Source organism: Variovorax sp. SRS16, assembly GCF_901827165.1.
In the GTDB taxonomy this organism is placed as follows: Bacteria; Pseudomonadota; Gammaproteobacteria; order Burkholderiales; family Burkholderiaceae_C; genus Variovorax.
Map to the genome: position 1 here is coordinate 24,320 of NZ_LR594669.1, position 26,859 is coordinate 51,178.

A 26,859-nucleotide genomic window follows, 5' to 3' on the forward strand; every position below is an offset into this window, starting at 1 on the left:
CCCGCAGTTCAGGGCTCCACGACGATCAGCTTCGCCTTGCTTTCCGTGCGGTCGAGCGAGCCGGCCGCGACGCATTCCACGCGCACGCGCACATTGAGCTGCTCGCGGCATGCGTTCTCGAAGGCCGCTTTCAATGTCTCGAGGCTGGCGCCTTCGATGCCCGCGCTCACCTCGGCGCGCACCTGCAGCGGCGGCTCCACTTTCGGCCCTTTGGCTTTCAACACGATTTGCATCGACCCGGCCAGCTGTGGCTCGAACTGGTTGACGACCGCCTGCACCGCGGACGGGTAGAGGTTCACGCCGCGCACGATCAGCATGTCGTCGGTGCGGCCGACGATGTCCATTCGAAAGCCCGTGCGCCCACAGGCGCAATCGCCCACGCGCACCTTCAGCACGTCGCCGCTGCGGTAGCGCACCAGCCCGCAGGCGTGGCGGCTGAGGTGCGTGAAGATGTACTCGCCCTCGGCGCCGTCTTCCAGGGGCAGCAGCGTGCCGGCTGCAGGATCGATGAGCTGCACCAGCGCCATGTCGGGCGTGGTCTGGTGCTTGCCCTCGCGCACGTGGCAGTGCGAGAAGTTGTTGGGCTGCGCATCCGACGATGAGGCGAAGTCGTACACGTGCGGCGTGCCCCAGGCCTCCTCGATGCGGCGGCGAAACTCCGGTACCTCGAAACCCGACTCGCCCCCGCCGCAGATCACGCGCACGCCGAGATCGGCCGGGTCCATGCCCAGCACGTCGCGGCAACGCTCGGTCAGGTAGGCCATGAACGAGGGCGTTCCGATCCACGCCGTGGCGCGGATCTCCTTCATCATCCTCAGCATGCCTTCGGCGCGCTTTTCCGCGCCCACCGGAATGCTGTTGGCGCCCAGGTGTTCGATCGACGTGCAGATCGGCACGCCCGCGTTGAACATGCTCAGCGCAAAGCCGTTGACCACGCGGTCGCCGGGCCGGACCCCGAAGGACCACAGCGCCCGCGCGATGCTCTCGCTTCGCATCAGCACGTCGTGGCGCGTGTACGCCTGGAACACCGGCTTGCCCGTGGTGCCTGACGTGGCGGTGGTGCGGATGATCTCGCTGTCGGCCGCGGCCTGGTGCAGGCCGAACGGCGGGTGCGATTCCTGCCCCGCGCGCAGCTCGGCCTTCGTGGTGAAGGGCAGCTGCGCGAGTTCGTCGATGGTCTGGAGGTCCTTCGCGCGAAAGCCCGCCTGCGCGAACTTGCGCTGGTACAGGGCCGAGTGGCTTTCCAGGTAGTCGAGCTGCACGCGCAGCTTTTGCAACTGCACCTCGCACATGAGCCCGGCGGGCATGGTCTCGCGCCCGGTATTCCAGTAGGGGCGCCCCAGGTCGTCGCCCGGCTGTGCGAAGTGAATGTCGGGCCCGAAACCGGCACCAGGATCGATTGGCATGGACCGACGATAGCGTGCGGTGCGCCGCTTGCGGTTTCGCAGGGCGGAACGCGCGCGGGCAGGCGCTGGTTACGATGGAGGGGACCAGGACCGGACATGACCGACACACTCGCCCAGGCCCTCTCGCGGCACGTCGCCATGCGGCGATTCGAGGACTTGCCACCGGACGCCATCCAGGCCACGCGCCTGCTGCTGCGCGACACGCTGGCCGTCGGCTGGGCGGGTTCGGCGTTTGCCGGGCTGGAGGCGATGCGGGGCGGTACGCTGGGCGGCGCGGCCCTGGGTCCATGCGATGTCTGGGGAACGGGCGGGCGGGCCCGCGCGCTCGACGCCATCTTCCTCAACGGTGTGGCCGCTGCCGCGCTGGAATTCGATTCGCTGCACGACGCCGGGCTGGTGCATGCGGACCTGGTGTGTGTGCCGGCGGTCTTCGCATTCGCGCAGGAGCGCCACGCCAGCGGCCGCGAGCTCATTGCGGCAGTGGCGCTCGCGTGCGATGTGACCTGCCGCCTCGCACTCGGCGCAGCGGAGCACACGGGCTGGTGGCACAGCTCGATCTATGGCGTGTTCGGCGCTGCCGCCGGTTGCGCACGCCTTCTCGGGCTGGACGAACACGGCATTGCGCAATCGCTGGGCATTGCGCTCGGACACACGGGCGGCACGCAGCAGGCGATCGTCGAGCAGACGGGGCTCAAGCGCGTGCAGTCCGCCATCGCCGCGCGCGGTGGGGCGCATTCGGCGCTGCTTGCCGCGTGGGGTGTTAGCGCGCCGACCGAACCTTTCGCGGGGCGCCACGGCCTGTACGCGCGCTTCGAACGCGGCGGCGACGAAAAAATCGTGCTCGATGGACTGGGCAGGCGCTTCGAAGGCATGCTGTCGAGCTACAAGAAATTTCCCACCTGCGGCTGCGGCCACGCGGCCACGGAAGCGGCGCTGCAACTGGCAGTCGAGCATGCGCTGGACGAGTCGATGATCGAAAGCGCGGTGATCCGCATCTCGCCCTACATGAACGGCATCGTCGGCGCGCCGTATTCGCCCGCGGACAACCCCACCGTCGCCGCGCAGTTCAGCGTGCGCTACTGCGTGGCGAGCGCCGTGGCCCGCAAGCGCGTGGGGCTGCAAGAGATCGAGCCGGCCAGTGCACTCGATCCAAGGCTCCTTGCGTTCGCGAACCGCATCGCCATCGAGGTGGACGAGACGAACTCCGGCAAGCTCGCGCCCGCCGAAGTGCGTCTCACCCTGCGGGACGGCCGCGTGCTCGCCCGCCGCGTGGAGGAGGTGCCCGGTACCCGCGCGAACCCCATGACCGAATCGGACTTGCGGGCCAAGGCGCGCGACTGCCTCGTACGCGGCACACGGCCCCTCGATGCCGCGCAGTGCGATGAGTGGCTGAGGCGCCTCGATGCGCTGGAGATCTGCGCCGACGCGGCGGATCTTTTCGCTCCGTTTCACTCTGCCGAACCGGGCGGCATCCGGCAGGAATAGGATGGCCCGATGGACATGAAGGCGCTGCGCAACTCCCTCGGGCGCGTGCCCACGTGCGTGTGCGTGGTGACGACGGTCGCTGTCGATGGCACGCCCGTGTGCATGACTGCCAACTCGGTGCTGCCGGTGATGTCGGCACAGCCCCGCATCATCTGGAGCCTGGGCCGCTCATCGCGGTCGCGACCGGCTTTCGAGGCCGCGGGACGCTTCGGCGTGTCGCTGCTTGCCGAACACCAGCAGGCGATTTCGACGCAAATGGCGTCGCCCGTGGCGGACCGGCTTGCCGGCGTCGACTGGCATCGTGGCGCTGCAATCGGCATGCCGCTCATTGCGGGCAGCATGGCGCGATTCGAATGCTCGAACATCATCGTGCGCGAGATCGGCGATCACGTCACGTTCATCGGCGACGTGGTGGCGTGGGACGCGGACCCGAACCTGCGGCCGCTGCTCTACGTGGATGGCCGCTACGCCGCGATCGAGCGCATGGCGTTGGATGCGCAGGCCTCGCGCGCCGCCTTGGCCGAGGGCCTTGCCGCATGAACGCCATGCCCATCCTTGCGCCTTGCCCGCCGCTGCCGCAGGGCCTTTTCGCCACGGGCCGGGTTCTGATCTCGCTGCGCGGCGACAACGGGCGGCCGCGCGCGACGCAGGCGCTTGCCTTCAACTCCGTGTCGCTCACGCCTGCCATCGTCGTGTGGGTGCTGGGCAAGGACGAGGAACTGCACTTCAGCCTCGACAGGGCGTGCGGTGTGAGCGTGCTCGCGGGCGGACAGCCGCCCAGCCTGTTGCACTGGCAGCCGGGCGAGGAACTCGGCGCGCCGCTGGCGACAGATTCGCTCGCAAGCTTCGAGGCGGTGGTGTTCGACCGCATCGACTGCGGTGACGAGGTCGTGCATTTCGCGCAGCTCGCAAGCTTCCGCCGCGGTACCGGCGAGACCGGCGACGTGGCCTTGCGCGGGCAGGTGCACGGCTGCCGTGCGCTCTGAGCCCGTCGCTGGGCCATGTATCGCCGCCACGCGGCGGCGAAGGCGGGTGCAGCCCTCTCGGCTTTGTCACGTTAGCGATGGCTGTTTTCGGCGCGGTTGTCCACGCGCGCACAGGCCTTCACGAACACCTGTCGCACGGTCGCAAGCTCAGGGATCTCGGATTCAGCGCAGCCAACTACCGCGACAACACCTTCACCGCAACCGAGGCGGACCGCTTCGGCCAGGACCGCCTGACGCAGGAAGACGCCGCGATCACGCTGTCGATGGGGCCGGTGTATGACCGCACCGCCGAGCATCTGGTTGCGGCCGACGCGGCGATCGTGAAGCTGCGCCAGCGTCTGCTCGAATCGCTGGCGATCGAGGAGTCCGGGGGCGACCCGATCGGACTCAATCTCGCAGACCTCGGGAGGATGAGGGCATTGGATCAGGATATTGCCACGCGTGATTCGGTCAGAAACTTGACAGATGGTCATGCGCATTTCCGAATGTGATCGGATTCTTCATTCGGCCTTGATGTTGGACTTGTGCACGACCTCGGCCCATTGCCCGAGCTCGGTGTGAATCAACCGGCCGAACGCGTCGGGGTCGCTCGCCACCGACTCGATGCCGTAGGCCTTGAGCTGCTTCAGATAGTCGTCCTGCTTCGCGAAGCGCGCGATGGCCTCGTGAAGCCGACGCACCACCGCAGCATCGGTGCCCGCGGGTGCCAGGATGCCCATCCACAGGATGCCCTGGTAGCCCGGCAGGCCGAGTTCGGCAATGGCCGGCACGTCGGGCATCAGCGGCGAGCGCTGCGGGCTCGCGATGGCCAACGCCTTGAGCCGTCCGCTGCGAATCTGCTGCGCCGAGGTCGCGATGGTGTCCATCTTGATCGCCACCTGGCCCGCCAGCAGATCGTTCATGGCCGGCGCCGCGCCCTTGTAGGGCACATGCGTGACGACCACGCCGAGTCGCTGTAGCAGCAGCTCCATGGTGACATGCGGCAGCGTGCCGTTGCCCGCGGAGCCGTAGTTCAGCTGGCCCGGATGCGCCTTGGCATAGGCCACGAAGCCCTTGAAATCGTTGTACGGTTGCGCGCTGTGGGCGACCAGCAGCTCGGGGATCTGCATCACCAGCGAGATCGGGACGAAGTCCTTTTCGGTGTCGAACGGCAGCTTCGTGAACAGCGCCGGGTTGATCGTGTGGTTGGGCGTGGTGAAGAGCAGGGTGTAGCCATCGGCCGGCGACTTGGCCGCGCGACCTGTGGCGATCACGCCGCCCGCGCCCGGCAGGTTGTCGACGATCACCTGCCCGCCGAGCTCGGCGCCGAGGCGGCCCGCCACCAGCCGCGCGGCGAAGTCGACGGTGCCGCCGGCCGGGAACGGTACGATCAATCGGATGGGGCGCTGCGGGTAGGCGGATGCGGCCAGCGCCGGCGGCGCGATCAGCGCAGCAGCGAATGAGCCGAGCGCAGCGAGCAGGAGGGTACGGCGCAGTCGGCGAAGCATGTCTCGATTTTTTCTCATGGGTGGGCGGCAGTACACCATCGGCGCTGCCGCATCACAAATGATTTGTTTGCACCGGCCGATGAATCGGCTTCATTCATTCACTCTACGAACCTGAGCATGCAGATCGACTTCCTGGGCATCCAGGCCTTTTTGGCCATCGTCGAGAACGGCAGCTTCCAGCTTGCCGCCACGCAGCTGAACCTGTCACAGACGGCCGTGAGCCACCGCATGCGCAAGCTCGAGGAAAGCCTGGGCGTGCGGCTGATCGCGCGCACCACGCGCGACGTGACGCTGACCGACGCGGGCCGTGCGCTGCTGCCCAATGCGCGCAGCGCGGTGCGCGAGCTCGGTGTCTCTTGCGACGCGGTGCGCCGACACGGCCAGAACGCCAACGACTGGCTGGCCTTCGCCTGCCTGCCCACGTTGTGCACGGGCATCCTCGCGCCGTTGCTGCAGGCCTGCCGCGCGCAGTGGCCCGACACACCGGTGCGCGTGTTCGACACCTCGATCCGCGAGATTGCCGAACTGGTGGCGTCGCGCACCGCCGCGTTCGGCCTCAGCGTGCTGCAGGCCGGGCGCACCGAACTCGGCGTCGAGCGCCTGGCCGATGAGCCCTTCGTGCTGGTCTGTCCCTCGGGCCATGCGCTTCAGGGCGCACGCAGCGTGGCCTGGCAGGCGCTCGAGCATGAACCGCTGATCCGCATCAGCCTGCCCTCGGGCAACAGCATGACCATCGACGACGCACTCGGCCCGCTGCGCGAGCGGCTGCGCTGGCGCTACGAGGCGCAGCACAACGCGATGGCGCTCGAGATGGTGCGCGCAGGGCTGGGCCTGACCATCGTGCCCCAGCTTTCGGTGGCCGAGGGGCAGGGGCTGCACGTGGTCGAGATCGAGGCGCCGCGCGTGCTGCGCACGCTCTCGCTGTTGACGCGGCGCAACGAGGACCTGAGCGCGCAGGACGCGTGGCTGCGCGACCGCGCCGTGGCCCTGCTGCGCGAACGGCTGGCACCCGCGGGCTGAGCGGCCGAGCGCGGATCAGGGACCGCCCCAAGATGAACGGGGCGAATGGATCGCGCAGAACAATTCATTTGTTGCTGTCCCCTGCGCTCCCTAGACTTCGGCGCGAGATCGAAACAACAGGCTGCGCCAGGCGCGCAGGCGCCCCCTCCGGAGACAGTCCATGCATTCCCCCTTTCTTTCCCCGCGCGGTCGCGAGCGGCGCGCACTGCTCGCGCGCCTGGGCGCTGTCGGCGCGGCCAGCGCGTTGCCTCTTCAGGCGGCCTGGGCGAGCGACGGCTACCCCACGCACCCGATCCGCGTGGTGGTGCCCTTCGGCCCGGGTGGCCTCGCCGACATCTCGATGCGGCTCATCGCGCAGAAGCTCAGCGAGCGGCTGGGCCAGCAGTTCGTGATCGACAACCGGCCCGGCGCGGGCGGCGTGGCGGCTGCGACCGGCACGCTCTCGGCACCGCGCGATGGCCACACGCTGATCATGTTCACCAACGGCACGGCAATCGGCAAGTCGCTCTTCAAGCTGAGCTACGACCCCGAAACCGACTTCACGCCGATCTCGAGCCTGACCTACTTCGACCTGATCCTGATCACGCGCAAGGACGGCAGCATCGGCGACCTCAAGGCCCTGCTCGCCCAGGGCCGGCAGCGCCAGCTGACGCTGGGCACCATCAACCCCGGCAGCACGCAGAACCTGTCGGGCGAGCTGTTCCGTTCGGTTTCCAGAATCAAGGCCGAGCTCGTACCCTACAAGAGCACGCCCGAGGTGCTCACGGCACTGATCCGCGGCGACATCGACGTCGCCTTCGAGTCCTATGCGGCGCTCAAGGGTCCGGTCGATTCGGGCCAGGTCAAGGTCATCGCCACCACCGGCCCGACCCGCACCGCCTGGCTGCCGCAGGTGCCCACGGTGCGCGAGGCCGGCCTGCCCGGTTACGAGGTCACGGGCTGGAACGCGCTGTATGCCGCCGTCGGCGTGCCGCCCAAGGCCGTGGAGGTGCTGGACCAGGCCGTGCGGGAAGTGATCCACCTGCCCGACGTGCGCGAGCGCCTGCTCAAGCTCGGCACCGAGCCGAAGGCGAGCACGCCGGCCGAACTGGCGGCCGTGTTTCGGCGCGACGCCGCGAAGTGGGCCGAAGTGATCCGCGTCGCCGGCATCAAAGTGCAATGAATCCTGAAGAAAGAACCGTCTTGAATCCCGCCTTGTCGCTCCCCGATCGGCCGCTGGTCGATGCCCACGTCCACGTGTTCCGCAGCAACATGCCGCTGGTGCCGAGTCCGCGGCACAGGCCCAGCTATGAATTCACTGCCGAGCAACTGCAGGGCACGCTCGATGCGCATGGCGTGCAGTACTGCGTGATCGCCGCGGCCAGCCCATGGGGCGACTGTAACGACTACGTGATCGACTCGCTGCGCACGCGCCCGAACTGGCGCGGCACCGCCATCCTCGATCCCTCCACCGACCGCTACATCCTCGAGCAGATGGCGCGCGACGGCATGGTGGGGGTGCGCCTGCCCTTCATCAGCATGAAGCAGCTGCCCGACCTCGACAGCTGGGACTACCGCAAGTTCCTCTACCGCCTGGCCGACATGGACTGGCACGTGCACCTGCACCTGGATGGCCCGCGCATCCCGCAGGTACTGCCGCAGCTCGAACGCTCGGGCGTGAAGATCGTGCTCGACCACATCGGCCGGCCCGACCCGGTGGCCGGCGTGGAGAGCGAGGGCTTCAAGGCCATGGTGCGCTCGGTCGAGAAGGGCCGCACCTGGGTCAAGCTCTCGGGCGCCTACCGGCTCGGGCCGCAGGCCACCGAGCACGCGCGCGAACTGTGCCGGCAGGTCGGCTACGAGCGCATGGTGTGGGCCAGCGACTGCCCCTTCGTGGGCGACGAAGCCACGCTCTACCAGAGCACCATCGACTGGCTGGCCGAGGTCGTGCCCGACGCGAACGACCGCCGGCGCATCGGCGGCGAGAACCCGCTCAGGCTCTACTTCTCCTGAGGTACCGCGGCTGCCGCGGCTGTTGGCCCGGTACGTCCTGCCCGCCTGGACAGCTCGGCAAGCCGCGCGACATCGACCAGCGCGGAAAGCTCAGCGCCGCTGTCCGCGCGCCGCTCTCCGGAATTCGGTCGCCAGCAGCTGGGCATGCGGCGTCAACGGCCGGGTGGCCGGCGTCAACAACGATTGCACGGACACGCCCGGCGGGGTGCGCAGCGGCACCCTGTGCAGCAGCCCGGGGCGGCAGAAGGGTGCGACGGTCGCCTCTGTGGCGACGGCCACGTAGTCCGACTGCAAGAGCAGGAAGACCAGTGCGCTGAAGGAATCGCGCTGAACGGCGAAGACGGGCTGCGGCAATTGCGCCTTTCGGAATGCGGTGCTGATCGCCGGTTCCAGCGCGCCGGGACGCGCACCGTGGATCCATTCGCAGCCGCCGAGTTGTGCCAGTTCCGAAGCGCCCGCCTGCGGATGGCCGTCGGGGCATGGGGCCTGGCGGTCCAGTGCGCTGATCCGGCGGTCCATTCGCCCGTGCTGACCGGCGTCATGATGCCCAAGGGCATCGATGCAGACGCGGTGCGCCGGCTCATTCATCAGCGCTTCGACATGTCGCTGGGGACCGGCCTGGGCAAGGTGAAAGGCCGCATGTTCCGCATCGGCCATCTGGGCGACAGCAATGACCTCACGCTGCTGGGCGCGCTGGCCGGCAGCGGCGTCGAGGCGGCCATGGAATTCTTCGCCGCGCGTCCGTCCCATTGACCGGCTGCCCGCGGGGCGCGACCATGCCGGCGGGTAAGATCGCCGCAGGCTGATCAGTTCACCAGGAACCCCGATGCGCGAGGCACACTTGCGAGACTTTGTCGCCGTGATCGGATGCGGCAGCGTCAGATTGGCAGCCAGGAGCCTGGGCATCAGCGAAGCGGCGGTCAGCAAGAACCTCACCGCCCTCGAACGCTCGGTGGGCGTTCCCCTCCTGATCAGATCGTCCCACGGCGTGGAAGCCACGGAACATGGAAAGCTCGTGCTGCGTCGCGCCCGCGTGATCGACGCGGAGTTGCGCAAGCTCGACGAAGAACTCGCCATGCTCTCGGGCGCCGAGATCGGCACCAACGTGTCGATCGGCGTTTCCTCGACGGCGGAGGCGATCATCATGCCGCGCGCGGTCCGGCGCTTTCGCGAGTCGGCGCCGCACACCACGGTGACCATCATCAGCGGTCCGCCGTCCGCAACCGTCTCCGCCTTGCGAGAGGCCCGGGTGGATTTCGTGATCGCGCCGGCATCCGAAGGCGTGGTGGGCCCGGACATTCATGCCGAGCGCCTGCTCAGCACCGACATGGTTGTCGTCGCCCGACGGGGACATCCGCTCGAACACAGCAGCGACATCGATGCGCTGGCCCGGTGCGAGTGGGTGCTTGGCGCCAGGCGCAGCGAAACCGAACGCGCATTGACGCACGCGCTTCGTGCACATGGGCGCCCCGAAATCCGCTTTCCGATCCAGCGCGATTCATTCAACGCACTCCTTCATCTGCTCCTTCAGAGCGACCTGCTGGCGGTGGCGAGTCTTCCGACCGTCGCGGTCTTTCGCGACGCGGGCATCCTGTCCATCGTTCCGGCGCCGTTCACGCTCGAACCGATGGTTCAGCATCTGATCACGGCCAGCGGAAGACCTCTTTCCCTGGCAGCCAGGATGCTGGCCGACGAGTGCCGACGCACGTCGAGGGCCTGCCGCCGTTGAGGTGGCGTGCACCGCCGTCGGCATGCCCTGTTCAGGGCGCGACCGCGACGTCGCCCTGGCCGCTGTTCTTGAGGGCCTTGGCCACAAGGCCGCCCGATTTGGCATGCGCGATGAAGTCGTCGAGCCAGCGATGCGCCGCAATCCGGCCCTTCGGCGTGCCGATCGCCTGGTCGACTCGCATGTAGGCATCGTCGATCACGCGCACACCGGCGTGCGCAGCGGCCAGCGCCGCCAGCGGCTGCCGGATGGACGCCATGGCGTCGAGCTTCTGATCGAGGAACAGGCGAAAGGACGCCACCGGTGAATCGGCGAGGACCAGTTCCGCTTGCCGCAGGCTTCTTTGCAGATGGAGCGCATAGGCCGACCCGCGCGAGGCGGCGATCCGCACGCCGGGCGAATCCAGTTCGGCCGTGGTGCGCAAGCGCGCATCGGCGCGGACCAGGTACGTGCCCTCGATCGAGAGGTAAGGGGCGGTGAAATCGATCTTCGTTCCGCGCAACGGGTCGAGCGCCATGAAGGCGACATCCCAGGCGCCGTCGTCCAGCGCCTCGAAGACCTTCCCGGCCGCGTCGAAGCTCACCAGCTCGAGCGCGAGGCCCAGCCGTGCCGCGATCGCCGTGGCGAGTTCCACCGACACGCCCAGCGCCTGGCCGTCCGCGGCGCGCTGCGCCAGCACCGCGTTGCCGAAGTTGATGGCGGCGCGCAACCGACCATGGGGCGCAATGCTGTCGATGAGCTGCTGCCGTTGAATGTCGTTCATCGCGATGTCCGAGAGGGGAGGGGATGCGAATTCTCCGCGCCCGCGCAGCCCGGCAGCCATCGATCGGCGACTAGCAGCTATGCACGGCGCGGGGACCGCGAGACGGCCGCTCGATGCATAGCAGCTAGTCTGCACATGCAAATCCGCAATGGCTTGCGGCCCGCAGAATGTCAACGGCCCGCGGCCATCCCGGCCCTCCCTGCCGTCGCGAACGCGGGCGTTGCGTGCGGCCAGGAAATACAACGAGATCACGAGATGCGAAACATGCGAGGCAAGCTGGCCAGGATGCTGGGAATTCTGGGACTCATCGTTGCCGCCCACTCGGGCGCGGCGCAGACGGACGGTATCCCCGAGGGGCCGATTCGCATCGTCGTTCCGGTGTCGGCCGGCGGCACGGTGGACATCGTCAGCCGCAGCGTGGCGGCCGGCCTGCAGCAGGCGCTGGGCCGCAGCGTGATCGTCGAGAACCGCACCGGCGGCTCGGGCGTTCCGGCAACGCTGAACGTGGTGCACGCCAAGCCCGACGGCACGACGCTCTACATGGGCACCATCGGAACCGTGGCGGTCAACCCGCACCTGATGCGCAAGCCGCCCTACGACCCGCTGCGCGACCTGGTGCCGATCTCGCTGGTGGCCGACGTGCCCGGCGTACTGGTCGTGAGTGCTTCGTCGCCCTTCAACACGGTGGGCGACCTGATCGCGTACGCCAAGAAGAACCCCGGCAAGCTGAACTATGGCTCGGCCGGCAATGGCACCTCGTCGCATATGTCGGCCGAACTGTTCAAGCAGGAGGCCGGCGTCGACATCCTGCATGTGCCTTATCCGGGTGCGACGCCGGCAGTGATGGATCTGATCGGCGGCCAGGTGCAGATGTTCTTCGACAACATCATCACCGCCTTGCCGCAGATCAAGGGCGGCAAGCTGAAGGCACTGGCCGTCTCGGCGGCGAAGCGCTCGCGCTACCTTCCCGACGTGCCGACCATCGCCGAGTCGGGCGTGCCGAAGTACGACGTGACGGGCTGGCTGGGCCTGATGGCACCGGCCGGCACGCCGGACGCGGTGGTGCGCAGGCTGAGCGCGGAAGTACAGAAGTTGATGCGTGCGCCGGCCACGCAAGCCCGGATCGTCGGCGCCGAGACCATCGGCAGCACGCCCGAAGCGTTCGCGACCTTCCTGAAGGCGGAAAACGAGCGCTGGGCTGCCGTCATCAAGGCCTCGAACATCCCGTTGAACTGAGGCGGCGACCGGACGTGGTGAAGACCCGCACACGGCCGCGGGCCGTGTGTTCCGATATGCTCGGCGCGCGTGTCGGTCGATGGTGCGGCGCTCGATGCCGACCACGGACCGGCCCGCACAACGCGTTGCAACGCACGAGAGGCGGGATCAGTGGAAATCAGGCAGCTCGAATGCTTCGTGACGGTCGCCGATCTCGGCAGTTTTACGAAGGCCGCGTGGCTGCTGCAGGTTCCGCAGCCCGCGCTCAGCCGCCAGGTGCGCGCGCTGGAGATCGAGCTGCGGCAGACGCTGTTCCATCGCAACGGACGCGGCGTGAGCCTGACCGAGCCCGGCAAGCGTTTCCTGAGTCATTGCCGCGGCATCCTGGTCCAGATCGAGCGTGCCCGCACCGAGCTGGACACCGGGCGCGACGAGCCCTCGGGCGAGGTGGTGATCGGCCTTCCGCATTCGATCGCGCGGTTGATCACGATTCCCTGCGTGCTCGAATTCCGGCGCCAGTTTCCCCGGTGCACCCTGCGCATCACGGAGGGCCTGACTTTCCACCTGCAGGAATGGCTGCTCGCCGGCCGCCTGGACATGGCCCTGCTGCACGATCCGCTGCCGACGCCGATGCTGGAAACCCTGCCGCTGCACGAGCAGAGCCTCTATGTCATCGGCGCCGTCAAGAGCAAGAACGCGCTGCCGCCGACGATCGAGCTGGTGCGGCTGGCGGACCTGCCGCTGGTGATGCAGGGCCGGCCGCATCCGATGCGCATGTTGATCGAGACCCAGCTGGCGAATGTCGGCCGCAGGCCGCAGATCGTGCAGGAGCTGGACTCCGTCGCCGGCATCGTCGACGTGGTCGAAGCCGGACTCGGCTACGGGGTGCTGAGCAGCAATGCCATGCCGACCGGCGGCGCGCGGCGCTTCACGAGCCACCAGCTGGTGGCGCCCGAGTTGAAGAGCGTGCTGACGCTCGCCCACTCGGCAGAGCGGCCAGTGACCAGCCTGGCGCGCAAGTCGATGCTGATGCTCAGGCAGGTGCTGGCGATCGAGATCGCCCGGAGTTCGTCGGGCGCCGCTATGCAGCTATCGGATAGCAGCTAGTCTGCCAATGCCCCGGCGCCCCGCCGGTCGCGGCAGAAAATGGGCGCCATGTCGCAATACCTCACGCCGCCTCCCGACTTCAAGCCACGCAAACCCAGGATGAAAGTGCCGGCGGGCGCCTGGGACACCCAGATCCACCTGTTCGGCCCGGCGGCCGAATACCCCTTCGATCCCGACAGCCCCTACTACTCGGACGAAGTCTCGGCCGAGGCCGCGATCGCCATGCAGGATCAGCTCGGCCTGTCGAAGTCGCTGCTGGTGAGCGGCGGTGGCTACGGTCTCGATTACCTGCACATGGAACACACGCTCGCACGCTATCCCGATCGCTTTCGGGGCGTGATCTTTGCTTCGGCGCAGACGAGTGACGAAGAGCTGGCACGCCTGCACGCGATGGGCGTGCGCGGCATCCGTTTCGTGAGCGACCGGCGCGCGAAGAACCTGCCACGCATCCAGCCCGAGGTCGCGGCGCGCGTGCGCCAGTTCGACTGGCCGGTCCATTTCTACCCGCATGGCGAAGATCTGCTCGACTATGCCGGCGCCTTGATGGCGCTGGACTCCGACAAGATCGTGATCGACCACCTCGCCAGCGTGCCGGCCCAGGGGGGTGTCCGGCAGCCCGCCTTCAGGAAGCTGCTCGAGATGCTGGACAGCGGGCGCGTCTGGGTCAAGCTGTCGGGGCCGATGCGCTGCACCACCGAAGAACCTCCCTATCCCTCGGTGACGCCGATCGCCCGCGCGCTGGTGGCGCACGCGCCCGAACGGATGATGTGGGCCTCGGACTGGCCGCACGTGAACATGGTCGGGCGCACCATGCCCAATGACGGCGACCTGCTGGACCTGCTCGCCGAATGGGCGCCCGATGAAGACGATCGTCGCAAGATCCTGGTCGACACACCCGAGGCGCTTTACGGTCGATGAGTACGCCATGCGCCCATCTCCAGCGATCGTCATCGCCGATGCGCAAGTGCATTTCTGGCAGCCGCACAGCGAGGCCCGTCCCTGGCCGCCCGAGCAACGCGGCTCTCCCTCCTTTCTGACCGTCCCCGGCGCCCGCCCCCATCGCGCCGAGCCGATCACGCCCGAGGAATTCCTGGCCACGATGGACCGGAACGGCGTCCAGCGCGCGGTGATCGTGCCGCCTTCACCGGTCGGCGACAGCAACGCCTATGCACTCGAATCGGCCGCGCTCTGCCCGAGCCGCCTCGGCATCATGGGCCGCTTCGACCCTTCGGCACCGGGCGGGCGCGAGGCGCTTCGACAGTGGCGCGCCCAGCCGTCCATGCTCGGCATTCGCATGACCTGGTACAAGCCGAAGTGGGGCCAATGGCTCGACGGCGACGCAATCGATTGGTTCTGGGAAGATTGCGAGCGGCTGCGGATCCCGGTGATGATGCTGATGCCCGGCCTGCTCCACAAACTGCCGCCGCTGGCATCGCGCTACCCGGCACTCACGCTGATCGTCGACCACCTGGGCCGCAGGAGCGAACTGCGCGACGACGCGTGCTTCGCCGACCTGGACGAGATGCTCGCGCTCGCGCGTTTTCCGAACATCGCGATCAAGGCCTCCGCCGCCCCCTGCTACAGCACCGAACCCTATCCCTTCGCCAATCTTCGGCCTTTCCTGCGGCGCATCTTCGATGCCTTCGGTCCGCAGCGACTGATGTGGGGTTCCGACTGTTCCCGGCTGCCCTGCAGCTACCGCGAATGCATCGACCATTTCATGCACGGTCTGGACTTCCTGGGCCCGACGGACAAGGAATGGGTGATGGGGCGGACGCTCGAGACGCTGCTGCGCTGGCCGGTCGAGGCCGCGCTGGCGCCGGCGGCACCCTGAGCCGCGGGCGGCGAGAACAACTGCGAAAGGAAGCGCCATGAACGACAGCATTCGACCGAGCCTTCGGCGCCGCGCCCTGGTCGGCAGCCTCGTGCTGGGGGGCGGCCTGCTGGCGGGCGCGCAATCCGCGACGGCGCAGGTCTATCCGGACAAGCCGATCCACATGGTCATTCCGTTCCCGGCCGGTGGCGCGCTCGACATCCTGGGCCGACTGATCGGCGAGCGCCTCGCACTGCAGCTCAAGCAGCCCGTGCTGGTCGAGAACCGGGCCGGCGCCGGCGGCAACGTCGGCGCCGAATACGTGGCGCGCGCCGCACCCGATGGCTACACGATCCTGCTCGGCTCGAACCCGCTGGCCACGACCGCCCTCTATCCGGGTCTGAACTTCGACGTGCTCAAGGACTTCGCGCCGGTCGCCTACATCGGCTATGCGCCGCTCATCCTCGTGGTGCCCGAGAACTCGCCTGCCCGGTCGCTCAAGGACATCCTCGACGCGGCGCGGTCCGATCCGTCGAAGGTCTCCTTCGCCTCCGCCGGTGCGGGGAGCTCGGGCCACATGGCGGCCGAGCTGCTGAAGTCGGTGGCCAATGTGAGCATGCTGCACGTGCCCTACCGCGGCGGCGCGCCGGCGCTGGTCGACCTGATCGCCGGACGGGTGTCCTTCATGCTGCTCGATCCGCCGCAATCGCTGCCTCACATCAAGGCCGGCCGGCTCCGCGCGATCATGGTCGGCAGCCCGACGCGCTTCGCGCTGCTGCCCGAGGTCCAGACTGCGGCCGAAGCCGGGTACCCGAACCTCCAGGCCGTCGTCTGGTGGGGCTTCGTGGCGCCGGCAAAGACGCCCAGGGAGGTCGTGCTCCGGCTCAACGCCGAAATCCAGAAGGCACTCGCCGATCCCGCCGTCCGCGCCCGGCTGGCCGAACTGGGGGTCAGCTCGGAACCGAAGACGCCGGAGCAGTTCGGCGACTACGTCAAGACCGAGACGCTCAAGTGGAACGGTCTGATCAAGAAGGCCGGGCTCCGCGCCGAATGAGTCGTGCCGCCGAACCGAGCTAGGCGCAGTTGACGACGTTCGAGCCAGCCGAACGCCGAGGTGCTCAAGGAACGGATTGTCTATCGAATGCATGAGCGACTCACTTCAGCGCAACAGCGGTCGCCTTGTCCGACTTGGGATTGAAATCATCGATGAGTGGAGCTGCCCCGCCTGGCATGTTCAGATGCCGATTGAGAGATTCGCGTTGTCCCTCAGGCAAATGAAGATGCGGGCTTCTAGACTTGGATTTCGCAGAGATCCAGTATCGAGCACGTTTCTGGATCGGCGGCCTCAGTCTTCAAATCTTCGGCGCCTGCCTGGGCTCGCGTTCGACACGAGGTGGAACATGTCATTGCAGACCATCGACAGAGCAGCGCAACTACTGACGGAGCTTGGCAAGGTAGAAAGCATGCGGCTGATCGACATGCAGCGCGCGTTGTCGCTGTCGAAGCCGACGGTGCACCGGCTGGTTCAATCGCTGATGAAGCACAAGCTTGTGGAACGCGCACAGGACGCACCCCTCTACCGCCTGGGCTCAACCTTGCCGAAACTCGCCCAGCGCGGGATGCCACCGATCAATGGATGGCACGACGCGTGTCGTCCGGCTCTGCGGCGACTGGCAGCAAAGGGACATCCTGCGTCATTGTTGGCGCGCATCGGGTTGGAAACGCTGTGCATCGAAACCCTGGGCGGCACTTCGGCGACGCAAGCTGCTCTGCATGTCGGCCTCATCGTGCCACTCGGTGCAGGGTCCGCAGGTGTGTCGATCCTCGGCGATATGGAGGACGACGACATCGCCTATGTTTTGCGAACCATGGGACCACGCATTCGGAGCTTGGCCGCCGGACGGCCGCGCGATCTGCCAGAAGAGATCCATTGTGTCCGGCGCCAGGGCTACGCGGTCGTGCCGGACATGCTTGTGAAGGGGATGGCAGGCGTCAGCGCCGTGCTTCACGATGGCGCAGGGCGTCCCCTGGGAGCATTCGGATTGTTGCTCCCGTCGTCGGGCCTCCATAGTCCGTTGGGGCGCGGGTTGATCGACACGCTGCGCCGCGAGAGGGATTGGGCGGAGCGCGCGCTGTCTGTGAGGCTTCAATAGGCCGGGTGCTCGGCCTTCACCGTGGCGCGGAAAATCCGTTCAGCATTCGCGTGGAAGACTTTCTGCAGGATCTCGTCGCTGTAGCCGAGCGCTCGCCAGTCTTCGACCAGCCGCTCGTAGGTCAGCAGTGGATAGTCGGCGCCGAACATCACCCGGTCCTTCAGGCGCCGCGGAATCTCGCGCTTGAGCGAGTCGCTGAAGTACCTGGGCGACCACCCGTGGAGTTCTGCCGAGACGTTGGCCTTGTGGAGCAGGATGGCGATCATGTCTTCCTGCCAGGGCCACGCCGGCCTGCCGGCGATGATGTCGAGCTCGGGGCGGTCCGCCGCGAGTGAGTCGAGGTGCCTGGGATGGCACAGGTCCAGCTTCAACCCGCCGCCACCGCGCTGGCCTGCGCCGGCAGCCGTGGTCCCCACCAGCACCAGCACGGGGCGCCCGACTTCCGCGCAGACGTCATGGAAGGGCGCGTAGATGGGGTCGTCGGCGGGAAAGCCCGTGCCGGAAGCCGAGACGCAGAAGCCGATGAATCCGCTGCTCGCCTCCATGCACCTGCGCAGCTCGCGCGCACCTTCGGCGCCCGTGCGCGGGTCGATCTGGATCCAGTTGCCGAAGATCACGTCGGAGTGGCTTCGCTGGGTCTCGATCGCGTAGTCGTGGAAGGGTCTCGCCTCTTCGACGGACATGCTCTTGGTGAAGCCCAGGTCGAGGATTGTCTTGACGTTGTTGCGGCGGAACGTGTCGGTCATCTCCTGCTCGGTGACGAACTTCGCATCCGAAGAGAAGCTGTGCCTCTGCAATGCAAGCGATTGCGCGTCCCTGAGCGGATACCCTCGTTCGGTGCCCCAGTGCGAGTGGATGTCGAAAATGCGTGGATGTGAGGACATGTCCGTTCCATGGCGTGAATGATTCTTGCGCGCTCTGGCTTGTGCTCAAGGGTTCAGGACGCAGCTGCCGACAACATCGCCATTCAGCTTCCTGCGCATGGCCTCCCTGAATTCTTCGAGAGGGTACGCGTGGGAAACGAATGGACAGACGAGTCCTGCTTCCGCCCAGCCGAAGATCCTGGCCAGGCGCTCCTCTCGCAGCTGGGGGTCGCGTTCGGCGTGCTCGAGGGTCGGTGAACCCATCACGTAGAGCCCCTTCAACTGAATGATCCTTGTCGGGAGTTGGTCCGCATTCCGGGGCGCGTGCCCACCGTCGCCGCCGCCATCGGAGATCCAGCCCACGATCACATGGCGACCTGCAAAGCGCAGCGAGTGCATCGACTCCAGCGAGACATCGCCTCCGACCGTGTCGTACACCATGTGCGCGCCTTCTGCGCCACAGAGCGCCCGCACTTCATCGCGAAAGCGCGCGACCGATCCATCGGCGCGCGATGTCGCGATGAAATGGTCCGCGCCGAATGCCATGACCAAGTCACGCTTCGCGTCCGAGCGTCCGGTCGCTATGACCTTGGCGCCCAGGATCTTCGCCAGCTGGACAGCGGCCATGCCGGTGGCTCCTGAAGCGCCATTGATCAGCACGGTTTCGCCGGGCTTCAGCTGCCCGCGGGTGACCAGCGCGTAGTAGGCGGTCTCATAGTTGACGAGAAGATTCGCCGCCTGGTCGAATGACAGATTTCCGGGCATTCGATGCAGCCCGTGCTCGGGCGCAACGGCAAACGAAGCCCACCCGCCGGCGGCGCGATATTCACCGCGACTGCGCGGTCCGACCCGAAAGAAATCGCCGAGGACGGCGTCGCCGACTCGCATCTTCGAGGTGTTCACGTTCGAGCCGACCGCCGTCACAGTTCCGGCGTAGCTCAGGCCGGGCGTGCCGCCGAGCGGGGGCATGAATCGGTACTGGCCGCTCAGCATGAGCAAGTCGGCGAAGGCGATCGCCGCGCTTCGGATCCGAACCAGCACTTCGTCCGGCTTCAGCGAGTCTGCCCGCGGCGGATCGATCTCTTCCAGCACGAGAACACGATCGACGGCTTCACGCTGCGACTGCGCATACCGGGGCAGAACGATCCGCCTGCCCGCGGGGTTGGCTTGCGACACTCGATGCATTGCGGCGGGTCCTTGGGATCGAAGCCGCGGCCTCAGTCTGCCTTGATACCTGCCTTGCGGATCACGGCACCCCAATGATCGAACTGCGAATTCACGAAGGTGGTCGCTTGCTCGCGCGTGTCGCCCACGATCTGCACGCCCTGTTCATCGAGAAGTCTGGAAACCTCCGGATCCTTGAGGGCCTTGACGATCGCGACATTCAGCTTCTCCTGAACGTCGACCGGTGTCTTCTTGGGCGCCATCAACATGTACCACGCGCTCACTTCGAAGCCGGGCAGCCCGCCTTCGATCAGGGTCGGCAGGCGCGGCAACGCGGGCAGGCGCTGCGCCGTCGCGACGGCCAATGCCTTGAGCTTTCCTGCCCGGACCATCGGATAGGCAGTGTTGATCGTGTCCCACATCACCGGGACATGTCCGGCCATCACGTCGACGAGGGCGGGCGCGTTGCCTTTGTACGCGATGGGTATGACCTCCACCGAGGCCGTGATTCGGAACAACTCGCCGGCGAGATGGCTGCTCGCGCCGGTGCCACCGTGCGCGTACTTCAACCCGCCTGGCTGCGATTTCGCGTAGGCAACGAGTTCCGACACCGTGTTGGGAGGAAAGCTCGGGTTGGCCACCAGGATCATCGGAATCCTGCCCACGAGAGACAACGGGGCGAAGTCATCTTTCGTGCTGTAGAGGACCTTCGGGTTCAGATGCGGATTGACGGCCATGCCCGAGAATCCCATGAGTAGGGTGTAGCCGTCCGGGGGCTGCTTCGCCGCGTATTCGATGCCGATCGTGCCGCCCGCACCACCTCGGTTGTCGACGATGACCGGCGTCCCGAGTTCCACCGCCATGCGCTGGCCGATCGTGCGCGACAGGATGTCGATTCCACCGCCCGGCGGAGCCGGCGCGATGATGCGGATGGGCCTGTCGGGGAATCCCGCGTGCGCAAGGCTTGCCAGACCCGCGGCGAGGCTCAGCAGCGCCATGCGGGTCGTATTTCTGAAGAAGTGCGTCATGGCGTCTCCGATACTCTCCATTGGCTGATGTCTGGCTTGGCGGTCCAAGGTCTCAGGCGTGCATGCCCCCGCTTCACGTTTTGGGGCGCCTGTCCAGAAGCCGCTTGATCTTCGAATTCCGCGAGGTTCCGGTGAACGCATCGAGCTCTCCCTTCTCCTTGGGAACCACACGGATGCGCAGACCCAGGGATTCCTTCAGGCGCTGCTCCAGATCGGCCGTCACTGCGTCGTGATCGTGACCCGGCTCCACCTCCACCCAGGTTTCCATGGTGTCGCGGCCGGTCTGCGCATCACGGTCGACAAAGCAGAAGAACTCGGCGTTGCAGCGCGCATCCTGTGCGATGACCGTGCCCAAGGCCTCCGGGAAGACATTCACGCCCCGCAGTTTGATCATGTTGTCCGCGCGGCCGAGCGGCCGGTCGAGGCGCGAGGTCGTGCCGCCACAGGTGCACGCCGCCCAGGGCAGGATGCGAGTGATGTCGTTCGTGTTGAAGCGGATCTGCGGCGCGCCGTACTTGTACAGCGTGGTCACGTGCAAGGCGCCGGCGGTGCCCTCCGGCCTCGGCGCGTTCGTGTCGGGGTCGAGAACTTCCAGCCAGAAGGCGTCATCGCTCACATGCAGGCCGTTGTGCGCCTCGCATTCGGCCGCGACCATGCCGCTGTCGTGTGCACCGTAGGCGTCGAATGTCGGTGCGCCCCAGAGTTCTTCCACGTGCGTGCGCTCTTCCGGCGTGCCGTGCGCTCCGATGAGGCGCACGCCCAGGGTCTTGGGGTCGATGCCCATTTCGTCGCGCGCGACCACGCCCATGTGCCGCAGGTAGGGGGCAAAGCCGAGGATTGCATTGATCTTCCATGCCTGGATGATCTCGATCTGGCGGCGAGTCGGCGTACCGCTTCCGCTGCCGGTCGTCACCGGAATCGCGCCGGTATATCCCCACAACTGCTCGCGCGGCCCGAAGCCGCCATTGCTCAGGTTGAAGGAATACGTCAGCAGCACCAGATCGCCGGGGCGGATGCCGTGCAGGAGCATCCGGCGCGCTCCCAGGATTGCCATCGTTTCGCGCTCCTGCGGTGCATAGAGCATGGGTCGCGGAAGCCCGGTGGTGCCGCCGCTGGTCTGCAGCACCATGGGCATGCGATGCCCATCGGCAGGCGATATCCCCATGAAGTCACCGAACGGAGGATTTCTCTCGATGCTCTTGCGCACGTCATGCACGTCGTAAGGCGGAATCCTGGGCAAGTCGTCCAGCCCCCGGACATCCCCCGGTTCCAGGCCCGCCTCGCGCCAGTGCCTCTGGTAGAACGGAATGTCCCACGCACGTTGCATGGTCGCCTTGAACCGCTGCTCCTGCAGCGCACGCAGTTCGTCGCGCGGCATTCTGAAGTGCGTATTGAAATAATCCGGCGGGGGCGGATAGTCGCGCGCGAGCTTCTCGAAGTCCAGCGAGCGCGAATACCAAGGCACCTGTACGTTGATGTCCATGACAGCTCTCTCGTCAGATCAGGCTGGCGCGACGGCCGCCATCCACGTGGAAGACATGCCCGGTGATGTACCCAGCCCAGGGTGAGCAGAGGAACGCCACGAGGGCTGCCAGTTCGGCCGGATCACCCAGGCGCGGAATGGGAAAGTCCTTGGACATCTGCGCCATCTGTTCCGGCGTCAGGATCCCCGTCGCGGCATCCCCCGTCGCGAAAGTCCGGGCAACCCGGCCCGTGGCGAAGCGCCCCGGGCATATCGAGTTGACGGTCACGCCATGCCGCCCTGCCTCCAGGGACAAGGTCTTCGCATAGGCCAACACGCCGGCCCATGTCGAGGCGGAAAGGCCGAAGCCTGGAAGAGGCTGGAGCACGGTGAGGGCCGTGACGTTGATGATGCGGCCCATTCCCGCCTGCTTCATGTAAGGCACCGCGCCACGCGACAGGCGCACGACGCTCATCAGGTTCTGCTGGACCGCCTTGTCCCACGCCACGTCGTCGAACTGTTCGAGTTCGCCGAGAGGTGGCGCGCCGTCGTTGTTCACGAGGATGTCGATGCGACCGAATGCGGCAACAGCCTCTTGAAGGATCCGCCCGCAATCGTCGGCTTTGCGAATGTCAGCCTGGATTGGAACCGTGAGTGCGCCAGTTTTCTCTCGAATGGCGGTGCATGCTTCCTGAAGCGGTGCGAGATGCCGCGCCACCATGGCCACGGCCGCGCCTTCCTGAGCGAGCCGCTCCGCGATGGCATAGCCCAGGCCCTGGCTCGCGCCGCCGACGACGGCGAATCTGTTGTGAATCTGCAAGTCCAATCCAGTCCCTTCCTGCCAGGCCGAACAGGCGCCCGGCGTTTCGATGAAATAGCTTTGCTTGGAATCTTGGGTGCAGCGGATTCTTGGAGAGTGCTCGGCATGCCGTCAAACTCGTGATGAAAAGGTCCGCAATGCGGACCTTGAACGGTGGGTTTCGACGACTCGGCCTGCATGAGTGCATAGCCAATCAGATCGCCATCAACTCGCCATGCTATTTCCCAACGACCTCTAAACTGACCAATTAAGTCAGGTAGTGAGAGCCGGAATTGAATGCTCCGGAGTTGCTCGATGCGGTCATCGTCTTGCCATACGGCGCTTTTAGATTGAGCGCCGCTGCGGACCTCAAACCTTGGCTGCGATTTCGACAGTTGTCGTCGGCGGCGAATAGATCAACTTGTCCAACCAATCAAGGATCCCCCGTGATGAAAAGAAGGCACCTGAATCTCGCCGCGGTGGCCGTCGCAACAGCCATGCTTGCAGGCGGCTTGCTCACTGCTGTTCCCGTTCACGCGCATGAGCGTGAAGATGGCCCGAGGCATGTCCTGTTGATCAGCGTGGACGGAATGCACGAAGCCGATCTGGCGAACTACATCAAGGCACATCCCGCGTCCACGTTCGCGAAGCTGGCGAGACACGGCGTTCAGTACACCCACGCCTCGACCTCCAAGCCTTCCGATTCGTTCCCCGGGATGCTCGCGTTTGCGACTGGCGGCACGCCGGTCACGCATGGCGTGTTCTATGACGACACCTATGACGCGACCCTCTACCCGCCCGGCAGCAACTGCACCGGCGCACCTGGAACCGAAGTGTCCAACTTCGAAGCCCTCGATTGGGATCTCACCAAGCTGGACGGCGGCTCGGCACCCGCGGGCGCGCACTTCGACCCGCGAAACCCGCACATCAACCCGGACAACCTGGCACTGCGCAAGACAGCGAGCGGCTGCGAGCAGGTCTGGCCGCACCAGTACATGAAGAACGGCACCAACACGATCTTCGAAGTCATTCATGAAGCCGGCATGCGTACCGCATGGTCCGACAAGCACCCGGCCTACGAGATCCTCAACGGCCCGTCCGGCCGCGGTCTCGACGAGCTCTATGCGCCCGAGATCAATTCGACCTCGCTCCAGGCCAACGGCTATCCGGGCGCACCGGCGGCAGCCGACTGGACCACCGACCCGACCTATACCCGGACCTACGACGGACTCAAGGTCCAGGTCGTTCTGAACTGGATCAATGGCCTGGATCAGACTGGTACCAAGAAGGTTGGTGTACCCGCGATCTTCGGAATGAACTTCCAGGCGGTCAGCGTCGGACAGAAGGTGACCTTGGCGATGGAGAGCGGCTCCGCCGCGCGTGGCGGCTATCTCGACGCGAATGCCACACCGACGTTGCCGTTGAAGCAGTCGCTGGACTTCGTCGATGCTTCCCTGGGTCAGATGTATGAGGCGCTCGAGTCAAGGCATCTTCTGAACTCGACGCTGTTCGTCGTCGGTGCAAAGCATGGCCAGTCGCCGATCGATGTGACCACGTTGCACATGCTGAAAGGTTCGACGAACCCGTACGCAACCGCTGACGTGACGGACCCCGCCACCCTGCTGAGCAATGGCGGTGTACCAGTCGCACAGGAAACCGCCGACGACGTGTCGCTGCTATGGCTGCAGAGCCACGGTGACGCAGCCAAGGCCGTTTCCATCCTCAGCGCCGATCAGGCCAATGGGAACTCCACCAGGATCCAGACCCTGTATCACGATGGCGCGTTGAAGAGCATGTGGGGAGACCCTGCGGGTGGCCGTGTTCCCGACATCATCATTCAGCCGGTCCCGGGAACGATCTACAGCAAGAGCGCCGCGAAGCAGTCCGAGCACGGCGGCTTCGCCGCTGACGACACGAACACGCTGCTGGTCGTGTCGAATCCGAGGCTGGAGGGAAAGCGGATTGACACGCCGGTGACGAACATGCAAGTGGCGCCGACCATCCTCCGGGCGCTCGGTCTCGATCCGAACAAGCTGGTCGCCGTTCAGCGCGAAGGCACCCGGATCCTTCCGGGCCTCGAGGAGACCGGCGCGCGCGAAGATCGATCGGTCGGCGCCGAGTGAGTCCGCTGAACGCCGGGCGATCGGGGCCTGCGTCGACCTGGACATCCGGCACACCGCCGCTGATGTGGATCGGCACATTGCTGGTGGCACTCGCCGTGTGTCCGATCGCGTGTGCGGAGTCGAACCATGCATCGAACGTGCGGCCGCTTGCAAGACCGGCCATTCATGCGGTCGAGCCGTCAGCGGCCGCGGCTTCGCCGCAACCGGAGGTCGGCGTCGCGGCGGATCTCGGCGGTGCCATCTACAACCCCTTCGCGCAGACATCGCGATCCGACGACCAGGTGCCTGCCGCCAATGTCCGATCCACCCACACAGACGATCCGAGTCCGATCGCCGCCATCCTGACAGCGCTCGGTTGCCTCGCGGCGTTCGGCTATCTCCTGCGTCGGATGCTGAACGGGTTCTGATGTGCGATCGACTGCCTGTTCACTTCACGGTCACACAACATGCCAAGGATGCGGAACCCCGCTGGATCAACCAACTGAGAGAGAAAAAGATGAAACCTGAAATGAAACCTTCAATGCACTTGCGCACGGTGTCCTTTCTCGATGTCTGCTCCATTCGCCCCGTGAGCCTCGCGGCGATGCTGTGCCTGGCGCTCGCCAGCGCATCGGCCGTGGCCGACTCCGATCATGATGCGACACTGCTGGTCTCGTCGAGCCGCTATGCCGGCAATGTAGCCACCGTGATCCCGGGCGTGACCGTCACGGGCGGCGTGACAGCCGCCTATGACGGCTCTTTGCCCAATGTTTTCTTGAACGAGATTGCCGATCCCAGCTTCGGCATTACCTCCGGAATATCGCTCGAGGCCTTTGACATCGACGACCCTTCTCGAGAAGGCCGCGCGCCCTTCCGTGCGCCTCGTCTTGTCGGCGTGCTCGATATTTCCGCCGCCGCCAAGGCGCTGGGCACACCCATGTCCACCAGCTTCCCATCAAAGTCGGAACTGGCACTTCACGTCTCCACCGACGGGAGATTCGTCAGCTTCATGGGTTATGGCTCGCCCATCAACCAGTTGGACGTTTCGAACTCGAACACCCCTGGGGTCCTTGATGCCAGCAACCCCGTGACATCGACGGTGCCGCGGGCCATTGCCGACGTGAGCCTGGACGACGGCGCGCTGGCGATCACCTACGTGAACGCGTACAGCGGCAACAACGGACGTGGCACCGTGCTCGCCAACGGCACGCACTACATGGTGGGCAACGCAGGAAACTCGGGCAAGAATGTGAGCAACAGTGTGCTCGACGAACTGAGTGCCAATACCGGCGTGCAGGCGCTCGACAAGAAGTCGGCAAGTTCGACCGGTGGCGTGTACGCCACGAGCGTCGTGGGGCAGCCAAGCTGTTCAAGCTGTGCCGGCACCGGCAAGGGCTATCAGTTCGGCTTTTCCATCAGCCAGCTGGGCCTGCCGGCCGACAAGACCGGCAAGGACGACAACTTCCGCGGCCTGACCGTGTTCAACGGCACCCTGTACGTCACCAAGGGCAGCGGCAGCAACGGCGTCAATACGGTCTATCAGGTTGGTCCCGCGCAAGCGCTGGCCGGCGGTCATGCCCTGGTTGCGCAAAACGCTCTGATCTCCATCCTGCCCGGCTTCAACACCACCCTGGCAAAAACGGCGGTCGGCGGCCCCAACCCCTTTGGCATCTGGTTCGCCAACCCCACCACGCTGTATGTGGCCGACGAGGGCGATGGCGTGATCGCTGATGCAGCCACCAGCAGCTTTGCAGGCCTGCAGAAGTGGACATTCGACGGGACCCAGTGGAAGCTGGCCTATGTCCTGAAGAACGGCCTCAACCTGGGAGTGAACTACACGGTGACGGGTGGCCTGAATGCCGACGGGAGCGTCAACCCTCGCGGCAATCGCAATACCTATACGACCGCAACCGACGGCCTACGCAATATCACTGGCCGGGTCAACGCCGATGGCACGGTGACCCTTTACGCAGTGACTTCGACCGTCAGCTCCGGCACGGGAGACCAGGGCGCGGATCCGAACAAGTTGGTCAGGATCACCGACAAGCTGGCCTACACCAGCGCGGGGCAAGCACTCGACGAGCGCTTTGCCGAGCTGCGCACGGCCGAATACGGGCAGGTATTGCGCGGTGTCGCCGTGGCTTCGCTGCGTGCCGAGAAATGGCGTGGCCATCTCGGCGAGGGGCGAGACGCCGGCGAAGATCGGTCACGAGACTGATCGGATGGCGCATCCGGTCGCGGAGGCCATCCTGATCTGCGACCGCAGTCAACGATGCGGGCGAATCAAC

At 66.3% G+C, this 26,859-nt stretch carries 26 protein-coding genes and 2 pseudogenes; 18 read left to right on the forward strand and 10 right to left on the reverse strand.

The window, feature by feature from the left end; translation table 11 throughout:
* Positions 1 to 8: 8 nt before the first annotated feature.
* Positions 9 to 1,406 carry a phenylacetate--CoA ligase family protein gene (locus E5P2_RS35055; protein WP_162571678.1) on the reverse strand — a complete coding sequence of 466 codons (1,398 nt, stop codon included), beginning with the start codon at positions 1,404 to 1,406 and terminating at the stop codon, positions 9 to 11.
* A 96-nt stretch (positions 1,407 to 1,502) separates the two neighbouring features.
* On the opposite strand from E5P2_RS35055, the gene E5P2_RS35060 reads away from it, so the two are divergent.
* From E5P2_RS35060 to E5P2_RS35070, 3 genes are read left to right on the forward strand one after another with little or no spacing between them, the layout of a single operon-like run.
* Positions 1,503 to 2,891 carry an MmgE/PrpD family protein gene (locus tag E5P2_RS35060; RefSeq protein WP_162571679.1) on the forward strand — a complete coding sequence of 463 codons (1,389 nt, stop codon included), beginning with the start codon at positions 1,503 to 1,505 and terminating at the stop codon, positions 2,889 to 2,891.
* Positions 2,892 to 2,900: 9 nt separating this feature from the next.
* On the forward strand, positions 2,901 to 3,431 hold the full coding sequence (locus tag E5P2_RS35065; protein ID WP_162571680.1) for a flavin reductase family protein: 531 nt from the start codon (positions 2,901 to 2,903) through the stop codon (positions 3,429 to 3,431).
* A complete protein-coding gene (locus E5P2_RS35070) occupies positions 3,428 to 3,877 on the forward strand; it encodes a flavin reductase family protein (RefSeq protein ID WP_162571681.1) in 450 nt (149 codons plus the stop codon). The genes E5P2_RS35065 and E5P2_RS35070 overlap by 4 nt, the downstream gene beginning before the upstream one ends.
* 74 nt (positions 3,878 to 3,951) lie before the next feature.
* Here the strand turns inward: E5P2_RS35070 and E5P2_RS38060 are convergent.
* Positions 3,952 to 4,044: pseudogene (locus E5P2_RS38060) on the reverse strand (IS6 family transposase); the annotation flags it as partial.
* Between E5P2_RS38060 and E5P2_RS38065 the strand changes: the two are divergent.
* Entirely contained in the window at positions 4,006 to 4,368 is a 363-nt protein-coding gene (locus tag E5P2_RS38065; RefSeq protein ID WP_332107585.1) for a hypothetical protein, read from the forward strand. The pseudogene E5P2_RS38060 and the gene E5P2_RS38065 sit on opposite strands and share 39 nt — an antisense overlap.
* A gap of 9 nt (positions 4,369 to 4,377) precedes the next feature.
* Here the strand turns inward: E5P2_RS38065 and E5P2_RS35080 are convergent, their stop codons facing one another.
* Positions 4,378 to 5,364 carry a tripartite tricarboxylate transporter substrate binding protein gene (locus E5P2_RS35080; RefSeq protein WP_162571683.1) on the reverse strand — a complete coding sequence of 329 codons (987 nt, stop codon included), beginning with the start codon at positions 5,362 to 5,364 and terminating at the stop codon, positions 4,378 to 4,380.
* Positions 5,365 to 5,481: 117 nt separating this feature from the next.
* On the opposite strand from E5P2_RS35080, the gene E5P2_RS35085 reads away from it, so the two are divergent.
* The 3 genes from E5P2_RS35085 (at position 5,482) to E5P2_RS35095 (ending at position 8,376) form a co-directional block, all read left to right on the forward strand.
* On the forward strand, positions 5,482 to 6,384 hold the full coding sequence (locus E5P2_RS35085; RefSeq protein ID WP_162571684.1) for a LysR family transcriptional regulator: 903 nt from the start codon (positions 5,482 to 5,484) through the stop codon (positions 6,382 to 6,384).
* 160 nt (positions 6,385 to 6,544) lie between these two features.
* Positions 6,545 to 7,546, forward strand: a complete 1,002-nt coding sequence (locus tag E5P2_RS35090; RefSeq protein ID WP_162571685.1) for a Bug family tripartite tricarboxylate transporter substrate binding protein — start codon at positions 6,545 to 6,547, stop codon at positions 7,544 to 7,546.
* Positions 7,547 to 7,566: 20 nt separating this feature from the next.
* Positions 7,567 to 8,376 carry an amidohydrolase family protein gene (locus E5P2_RS35095; protein WP_232081024.1) on the forward strand — a complete coding sequence of 270 codons (810 nt, stop codon included), beginning with the start codon at positions 7,567 to 7,569 and terminating at the stop codon, positions 8,374 to 8,376.
* Between the two features lie 90 nt (positions 8,377 to 8,466).
* Here E5P2_RS35095 and E5P2_RS35100 read toward each other — a convergent pair whose 3' ends face one another.
* Complete coding sequence (locus E5P2_RS35100; RefSeq protein WP_162571687.1) at positions 8,467 to 8,895, reverse strand: LysR substrate-binding domain-containing protein; 429 nt, start codon at positions 8,893 to 8,895, stop codon at positions 8,467 to 8,469.
* Here E5P2_RS35100 and E5P2_RS35105 point away from each other — a divergent pair.
* Both E5P2_RS35105 and E5P2_RS35110 read left to right on the forward strand, forming a co-directional pair.
* A pseudogene (locus tag E5P2_RS35105) lies at positions 8,839 to 9,129 on the forward strand (serine--glyoxylate aminotransferase); the annotation flags it as partial. The gene E5P2_RS35100 and the pseudogene E5P2_RS35105 sit on opposite strands and share 57 nt — an antisense overlap.
* Before the next feature lie 73 nt (positions 9,130 to 9,202).
* Positions 9,203 to 10,105: a LysR family transcriptional regulator gene (locus E5P2_RS35110; RefSeq protein WP_162571689.1), complete on the forward strand. Its 903-nt coding sequence runs from the start codon at positions 9,203 to 9,205 to the stop codon at positions 10,103 to 10,105.
* A gap of 31 nt (positions 10,106 to 10,136) precedes the next feature.
* Here the strand turns inward: E5P2_RS35110 and E5P2_RS35115 are convergent, their stop codons facing one another.
* On the reverse strand, positions 10,137 to 10,865 hold the full coding sequence (locus E5P2_RS35115) for a transporter substrate-binding domain-containing protein (protein WP_162571690.1): 729 nt from the start codon (positions 10,863 to 10,865) through the stop codon (positions 10,137 to 10,139).
* A 255-nt stretch (positions 10,866 to 11,120) separates the two neighbouring features.
* On the opposite strand from E5P2_RS35115, the gene E5P2_RS35120 reads away from it, so the two are divergent.
* The 6 genes from E5P2_RS35120 to E5P2_RS35145 all read left to right on the forward strand — a co-directional run bounded on the left by E5P2_RS35120 (position 11,121) and on the right by E5P2_RS35145 (position 17,153).
* Positions 11,121 to 12,101 carry a Bug family tripartite tricarboxylate transporter substrate binding protein gene (locus E5P2_RS35120; RefSeq protein ID WP_162571691.1) on the forward strand — a complete coding sequence of 327 codons (981 nt, stop codon included), beginning with the start codon at positions 11,121 to 11,123 and terminating at the stop codon, positions 12,099 to 12,101.
* Between the two features lie 150 nt (positions 12,102 to 12,251).
* On the forward strand, positions 12,252 to 13,187 hold the full coding sequence (locus E5P2_RS35125; protein WP_162571692.1) for a LysR family transcriptional regulator: 936 nt from the start codon (positions 12,252 to 12,254) through the stop codon (positions 13,185 to 13,187).
* 48 nt (positions 13,188 to 13,235) lie between these two features.
* A complete protein-coding gene (locus E5P2_RS35130) occupies positions 13,236 to 14,105 on the forward strand; it encodes an amidohydrolase family protein (RefSeq protein ID WP_162571693.1) in 870 nt (289 codons plus the stop codon).
* A gap of 7 nt (positions 14,106 to 14,112) precedes the next feature.
* Positions 14,113 to 15,021 carry an amidohydrolase family protein gene (locus E5P2_RS35135; RefSeq protein WP_162571694.1) on the forward strand — a complete coding sequence of 303 codons (909 nt, stop codon included), beginning with the start codon at positions 14,113 to 14,115 and terminating at the stop codon, positions 15,019 to 15,021.
* A 37-nt stretch (positions 15,022 to 15,058) separates the two neighbouring features.
* Positions 15,059 to 16,054 carry a tripartite tricarboxylate transporter substrate binding protein gene (locus E5P2_RS35140; protein ID WP_162571695.1) on the forward strand — a complete coding sequence of 332 codons (996 nt, stop codon included), beginning with the start codon at positions 15,059 to 15,061 and terminating at the stop codon, positions 16,052 to 16,054.
* A gap of 346 nt (positions 16,055 to 16,400) precedes the next feature.
* A complete protein-coding gene (locus tag E5P2_RS35145; RefSeq protein WP_162571696.1) occupies positions 16,401 to 17,153 on the forward strand; it encodes an IclR family transcriptional regulator in 753 nt (250 codons plus the stop codon).
* On the opposite strand, the gene E5P2_RS35150 is transcribed toward E5P2_RS35145, so the two are convergent.
* From E5P2_RS35150 to E5P2_RS35170, 5 genes are read right to left on the reverse strand one after another with little or no spacing between them, the layout of a single operon-like run.
* Positions 17,147 to 18,037 carry an amidohydrolase family protein gene (locus E5P2_RS35150; protein WP_162571697.1) on the reverse strand — a complete coding sequence of 297 codons (891 nt, stop codon included), beginning with the start codon at positions 18,035 to 18,037 and terminating at the stop codon, positions 17,147 to 17,149. The genes E5P2_RS35145 and E5P2_RS35150 overlap by 7 nt on opposite strands.
* Before the next feature lie 45 nt (positions 18,038 to 18,082).
* A complete protein-coding gene (locus E5P2_RS35155; protein WP_232081025.1) occupies positions 18,083 to 19,201 on the reverse strand; it encodes an NADPH:quinone oxidoreductase family protein in 1,119 nt (372 codons plus the stop codon).
* A gap of 32 nt (positions 19,202 to 19,233) precedes the next feature.
* On the reverse strand, positions 19,234 to 20,256 hold the full coding sequence (locus E5P2_RS35160; protein ID WP_162571699.1) for a tripartite tricarboxylate transporter substrate binding protein: 1,023 nt from the start codon (positions 20,254 to 20,256) through the stop codon (positions 19,234 to 19,236).
* Between the two features lie 25 nt (positions 20,257 to 20,281).
* Positions 20,282 to 21,691 carry a phenylacetate--CoA ligase family protein gene (locus E5P2_RS35165; RefSeq protein ID WP_162571700.1) on the reverse strand — a complete coding sequence of 470 codons (1,410 nt, stop codon included), beginning with the start codon at positions 21,689 to 21,691 and terminating at the stop codon, positions 20,282 to 20,284.
* A gap of 13 nt (positions 21,692 to 21,704) precedes the next feature.
* Positions 21,705 to 22,496, reverse strand: coding sequence for an SDR family oxidoreductase (locus tag E5P2_RS35170; protein ID WP_162571701.1), 792 nt, complete (start codon positions 22,494 to 22,496; stop codon positions 21,705 to 21,707).
* Positions 22,497 to 22,918: 422 nt separating this feature from the next.
* Here E5P2_RS35170 and E5P2_RS35175 point away from each other — a divergent pair, with 422 nt between their 5' ends.
* The 3 genes from E5P2_RS35175 (at position 22,919) to E5P2_RS35185 (ending at position 26,789) form a co-directional block, all read left to right on the forward strand.
* Positions 22,919 to 24,592: an alkaline phosphatase family protein gene (locus tag E5P2_RS35175; RefSeq protein WP_162571702.1), complete on the forward strand. Its 1,674-nt coding sequence runs from the start codon at positions 22,919 to 22,921 to the stop codon at positions 24,590 to 24,592.
* 77 nt (positions 24,593 to 24,669) lie between these two features.
* Positions 24,670 to 24,999 (forward strand): hypothetical protein, encoded by a 330-nt coding sequence (locus E5P2_RS35180; RefSeq protein ID WP_232081026.1) that lies wholly within the window; start codon positions 24,670 to 24,672, stop codon positions 24,997 to 24,999.
* Entirely contained in the window at positions 24,999 to 26,789 is a 1,791-nt protein-coding gene (locus tag E5P2_RS35185) for a hypothetical protein (RefSeq protein WP_232081027.1), read from the forward strand. The genes E5P2_RS35180 and E5P2_RS35185 overlap by 1 nt, the downstream gene beginning before the upstream one ends.
* The last annotated feature ends 70 nt before the right edge of the window (positions 26,790 to 26,859 follow it).

Bases quoted from the DNA above. Each gene is read 5' to 3' on its own strand.
- E5P2_RS35060 (WP_162571679.1), top strand. From the start codon at position 1,503: ATGACCGACACACTCGCCCAGGCCCTCTCGCGGCACGTCGCCATGCGG.
- E5P2_RS35085 (WP_162571684.1), top strand. From the start codon at position 5,482: ATGCAGATCGACTTCCTGGGCATCCAGGCCTTTTTGGCCATCGTCGAG.
- E5P2_RS35135 (WP_162571694.1), top strand. From the start codon at position 14,113: ATGCGCCCATCTCCAGCGATCGTCATCGCCGATGCGCAAGTGCATTTC.
- E5P2_RS35175 (WP_162571702.1), top strand. From the start codon at position 22,919: ATGAAAAGAAGGCACCTGAATCTCGCCGCGGTGGCCGTCGCAACAGCC.
- E5P2_RS35130 (WP_162571693.1), top strand. From the start codon at position 13,236: ATGTCGCAATACCTCACGCCGCCTCCCGACTTCAAGCCACGCAAACCC.
- E5P2_RS35165 (WP_162571700.1), bottom strand. From the start codon at position 21,691: ATGGACATCAACGTACAGGTGCCTTGGTATTCGCGCTCGCTGGACTTC.
- E5P2_RS35080 (WP_162571683.1), bottom strand. From the start codon at position 5,364: ATGCTTCGCCGACTGCGCCGTACCCTCCTGCTCGCTGCGCTCGGCTCA.
- E5P2_RS35090 (WP_162571685.1), top strand. From the start codon at position 6,545: ATGCATTCCCCCTTTCTTTCCCCGCGCGGTCGCGAGCGGCGCGCACTG.
- E5P2_RS35100 (WP_162571687.1), bottom strand. From the start codon at position 8,895: ATGGACCGCCGGATCAGCGCACTGGACCGCCAGGCCCCATGCCCCGAC.
- E5P2_RS35120 (WP_162571691.1), top strand. From the start codon at position 11,121: ATGCGAAACATGCGAGGCAAGCTGGCCAGGATGCTGGGAATTCTGGGA.
- E5P2_RS35145 (WP_162571696.1), top strand. From the start codon at position 16,401: ATGTCATTGCAGACCATCGACAGAGCAGCGCAACTACTGACGGAGCTT.
- E5P2_RS35055 (WP_162571678.1), bottom strand. From the start codon at position 1,406: ATGCCAATCGATCCTGGTGCCGGTTTCGGGCCCGACATTCACTTCGCA.
- E5P2_RS35140 (WP_162571695.1), top strand. From the start codon at position 15,059: ATGAACGACAGCATTCGACCGAGCCTTCGGCGCCGCGCCCTGGTCGGC.
- E5P2_RS35185 (WP_232081027.1), top strand. From the start codon at position 24,999: ATGTGCGATCGACTGCCTGTTCACTTCACGGTCACACAACATGCCAAG.
- E5P2_RS35115 (WP_162571690.1), bottom strand. From the start codon at position 10,865: ATGAACGACATTCAACGGCAGCAGCTCATCGACAGCATTGCGCCCCAT.
- E5P2_RS35155 (WP_232081025.1), bottom strand. From the start codon at position 19,201: ATGCATCGAGTGTCGCAAGCCAACCCCGCGGGCAGGCGGATCGTTCTG.
- E5P2_RS35150 (WP_162571697.1), bottom strand. From the start codon at position 18,037: ATGTCCTCACATCCACGCATTTTCGACATCCACTCGCACTGGGGCACC.
- E5P2_RS35065 (WP_162571680.1), top strand. From the start codon at position 2,901: ATGGACATGAAGGCGCTGCGCAACTCCCTCGGGCGCGTGCCCACGTGC.
- E5P2_RS35070 (WP_162571681.1), top strand. From the start codon at position 3,428: ATGAACGCCATGCCCATCCTTGCGCCTTGCCCGCCGCTGCCGCAGGGC.
- E5P2_RS35110 (WP_162571689.1), top strand. From the start codon at position 9,203: ATGCGCGAGGCACACTTGCGAGACTTTGTCGCCGTGATCGGATGCGGC.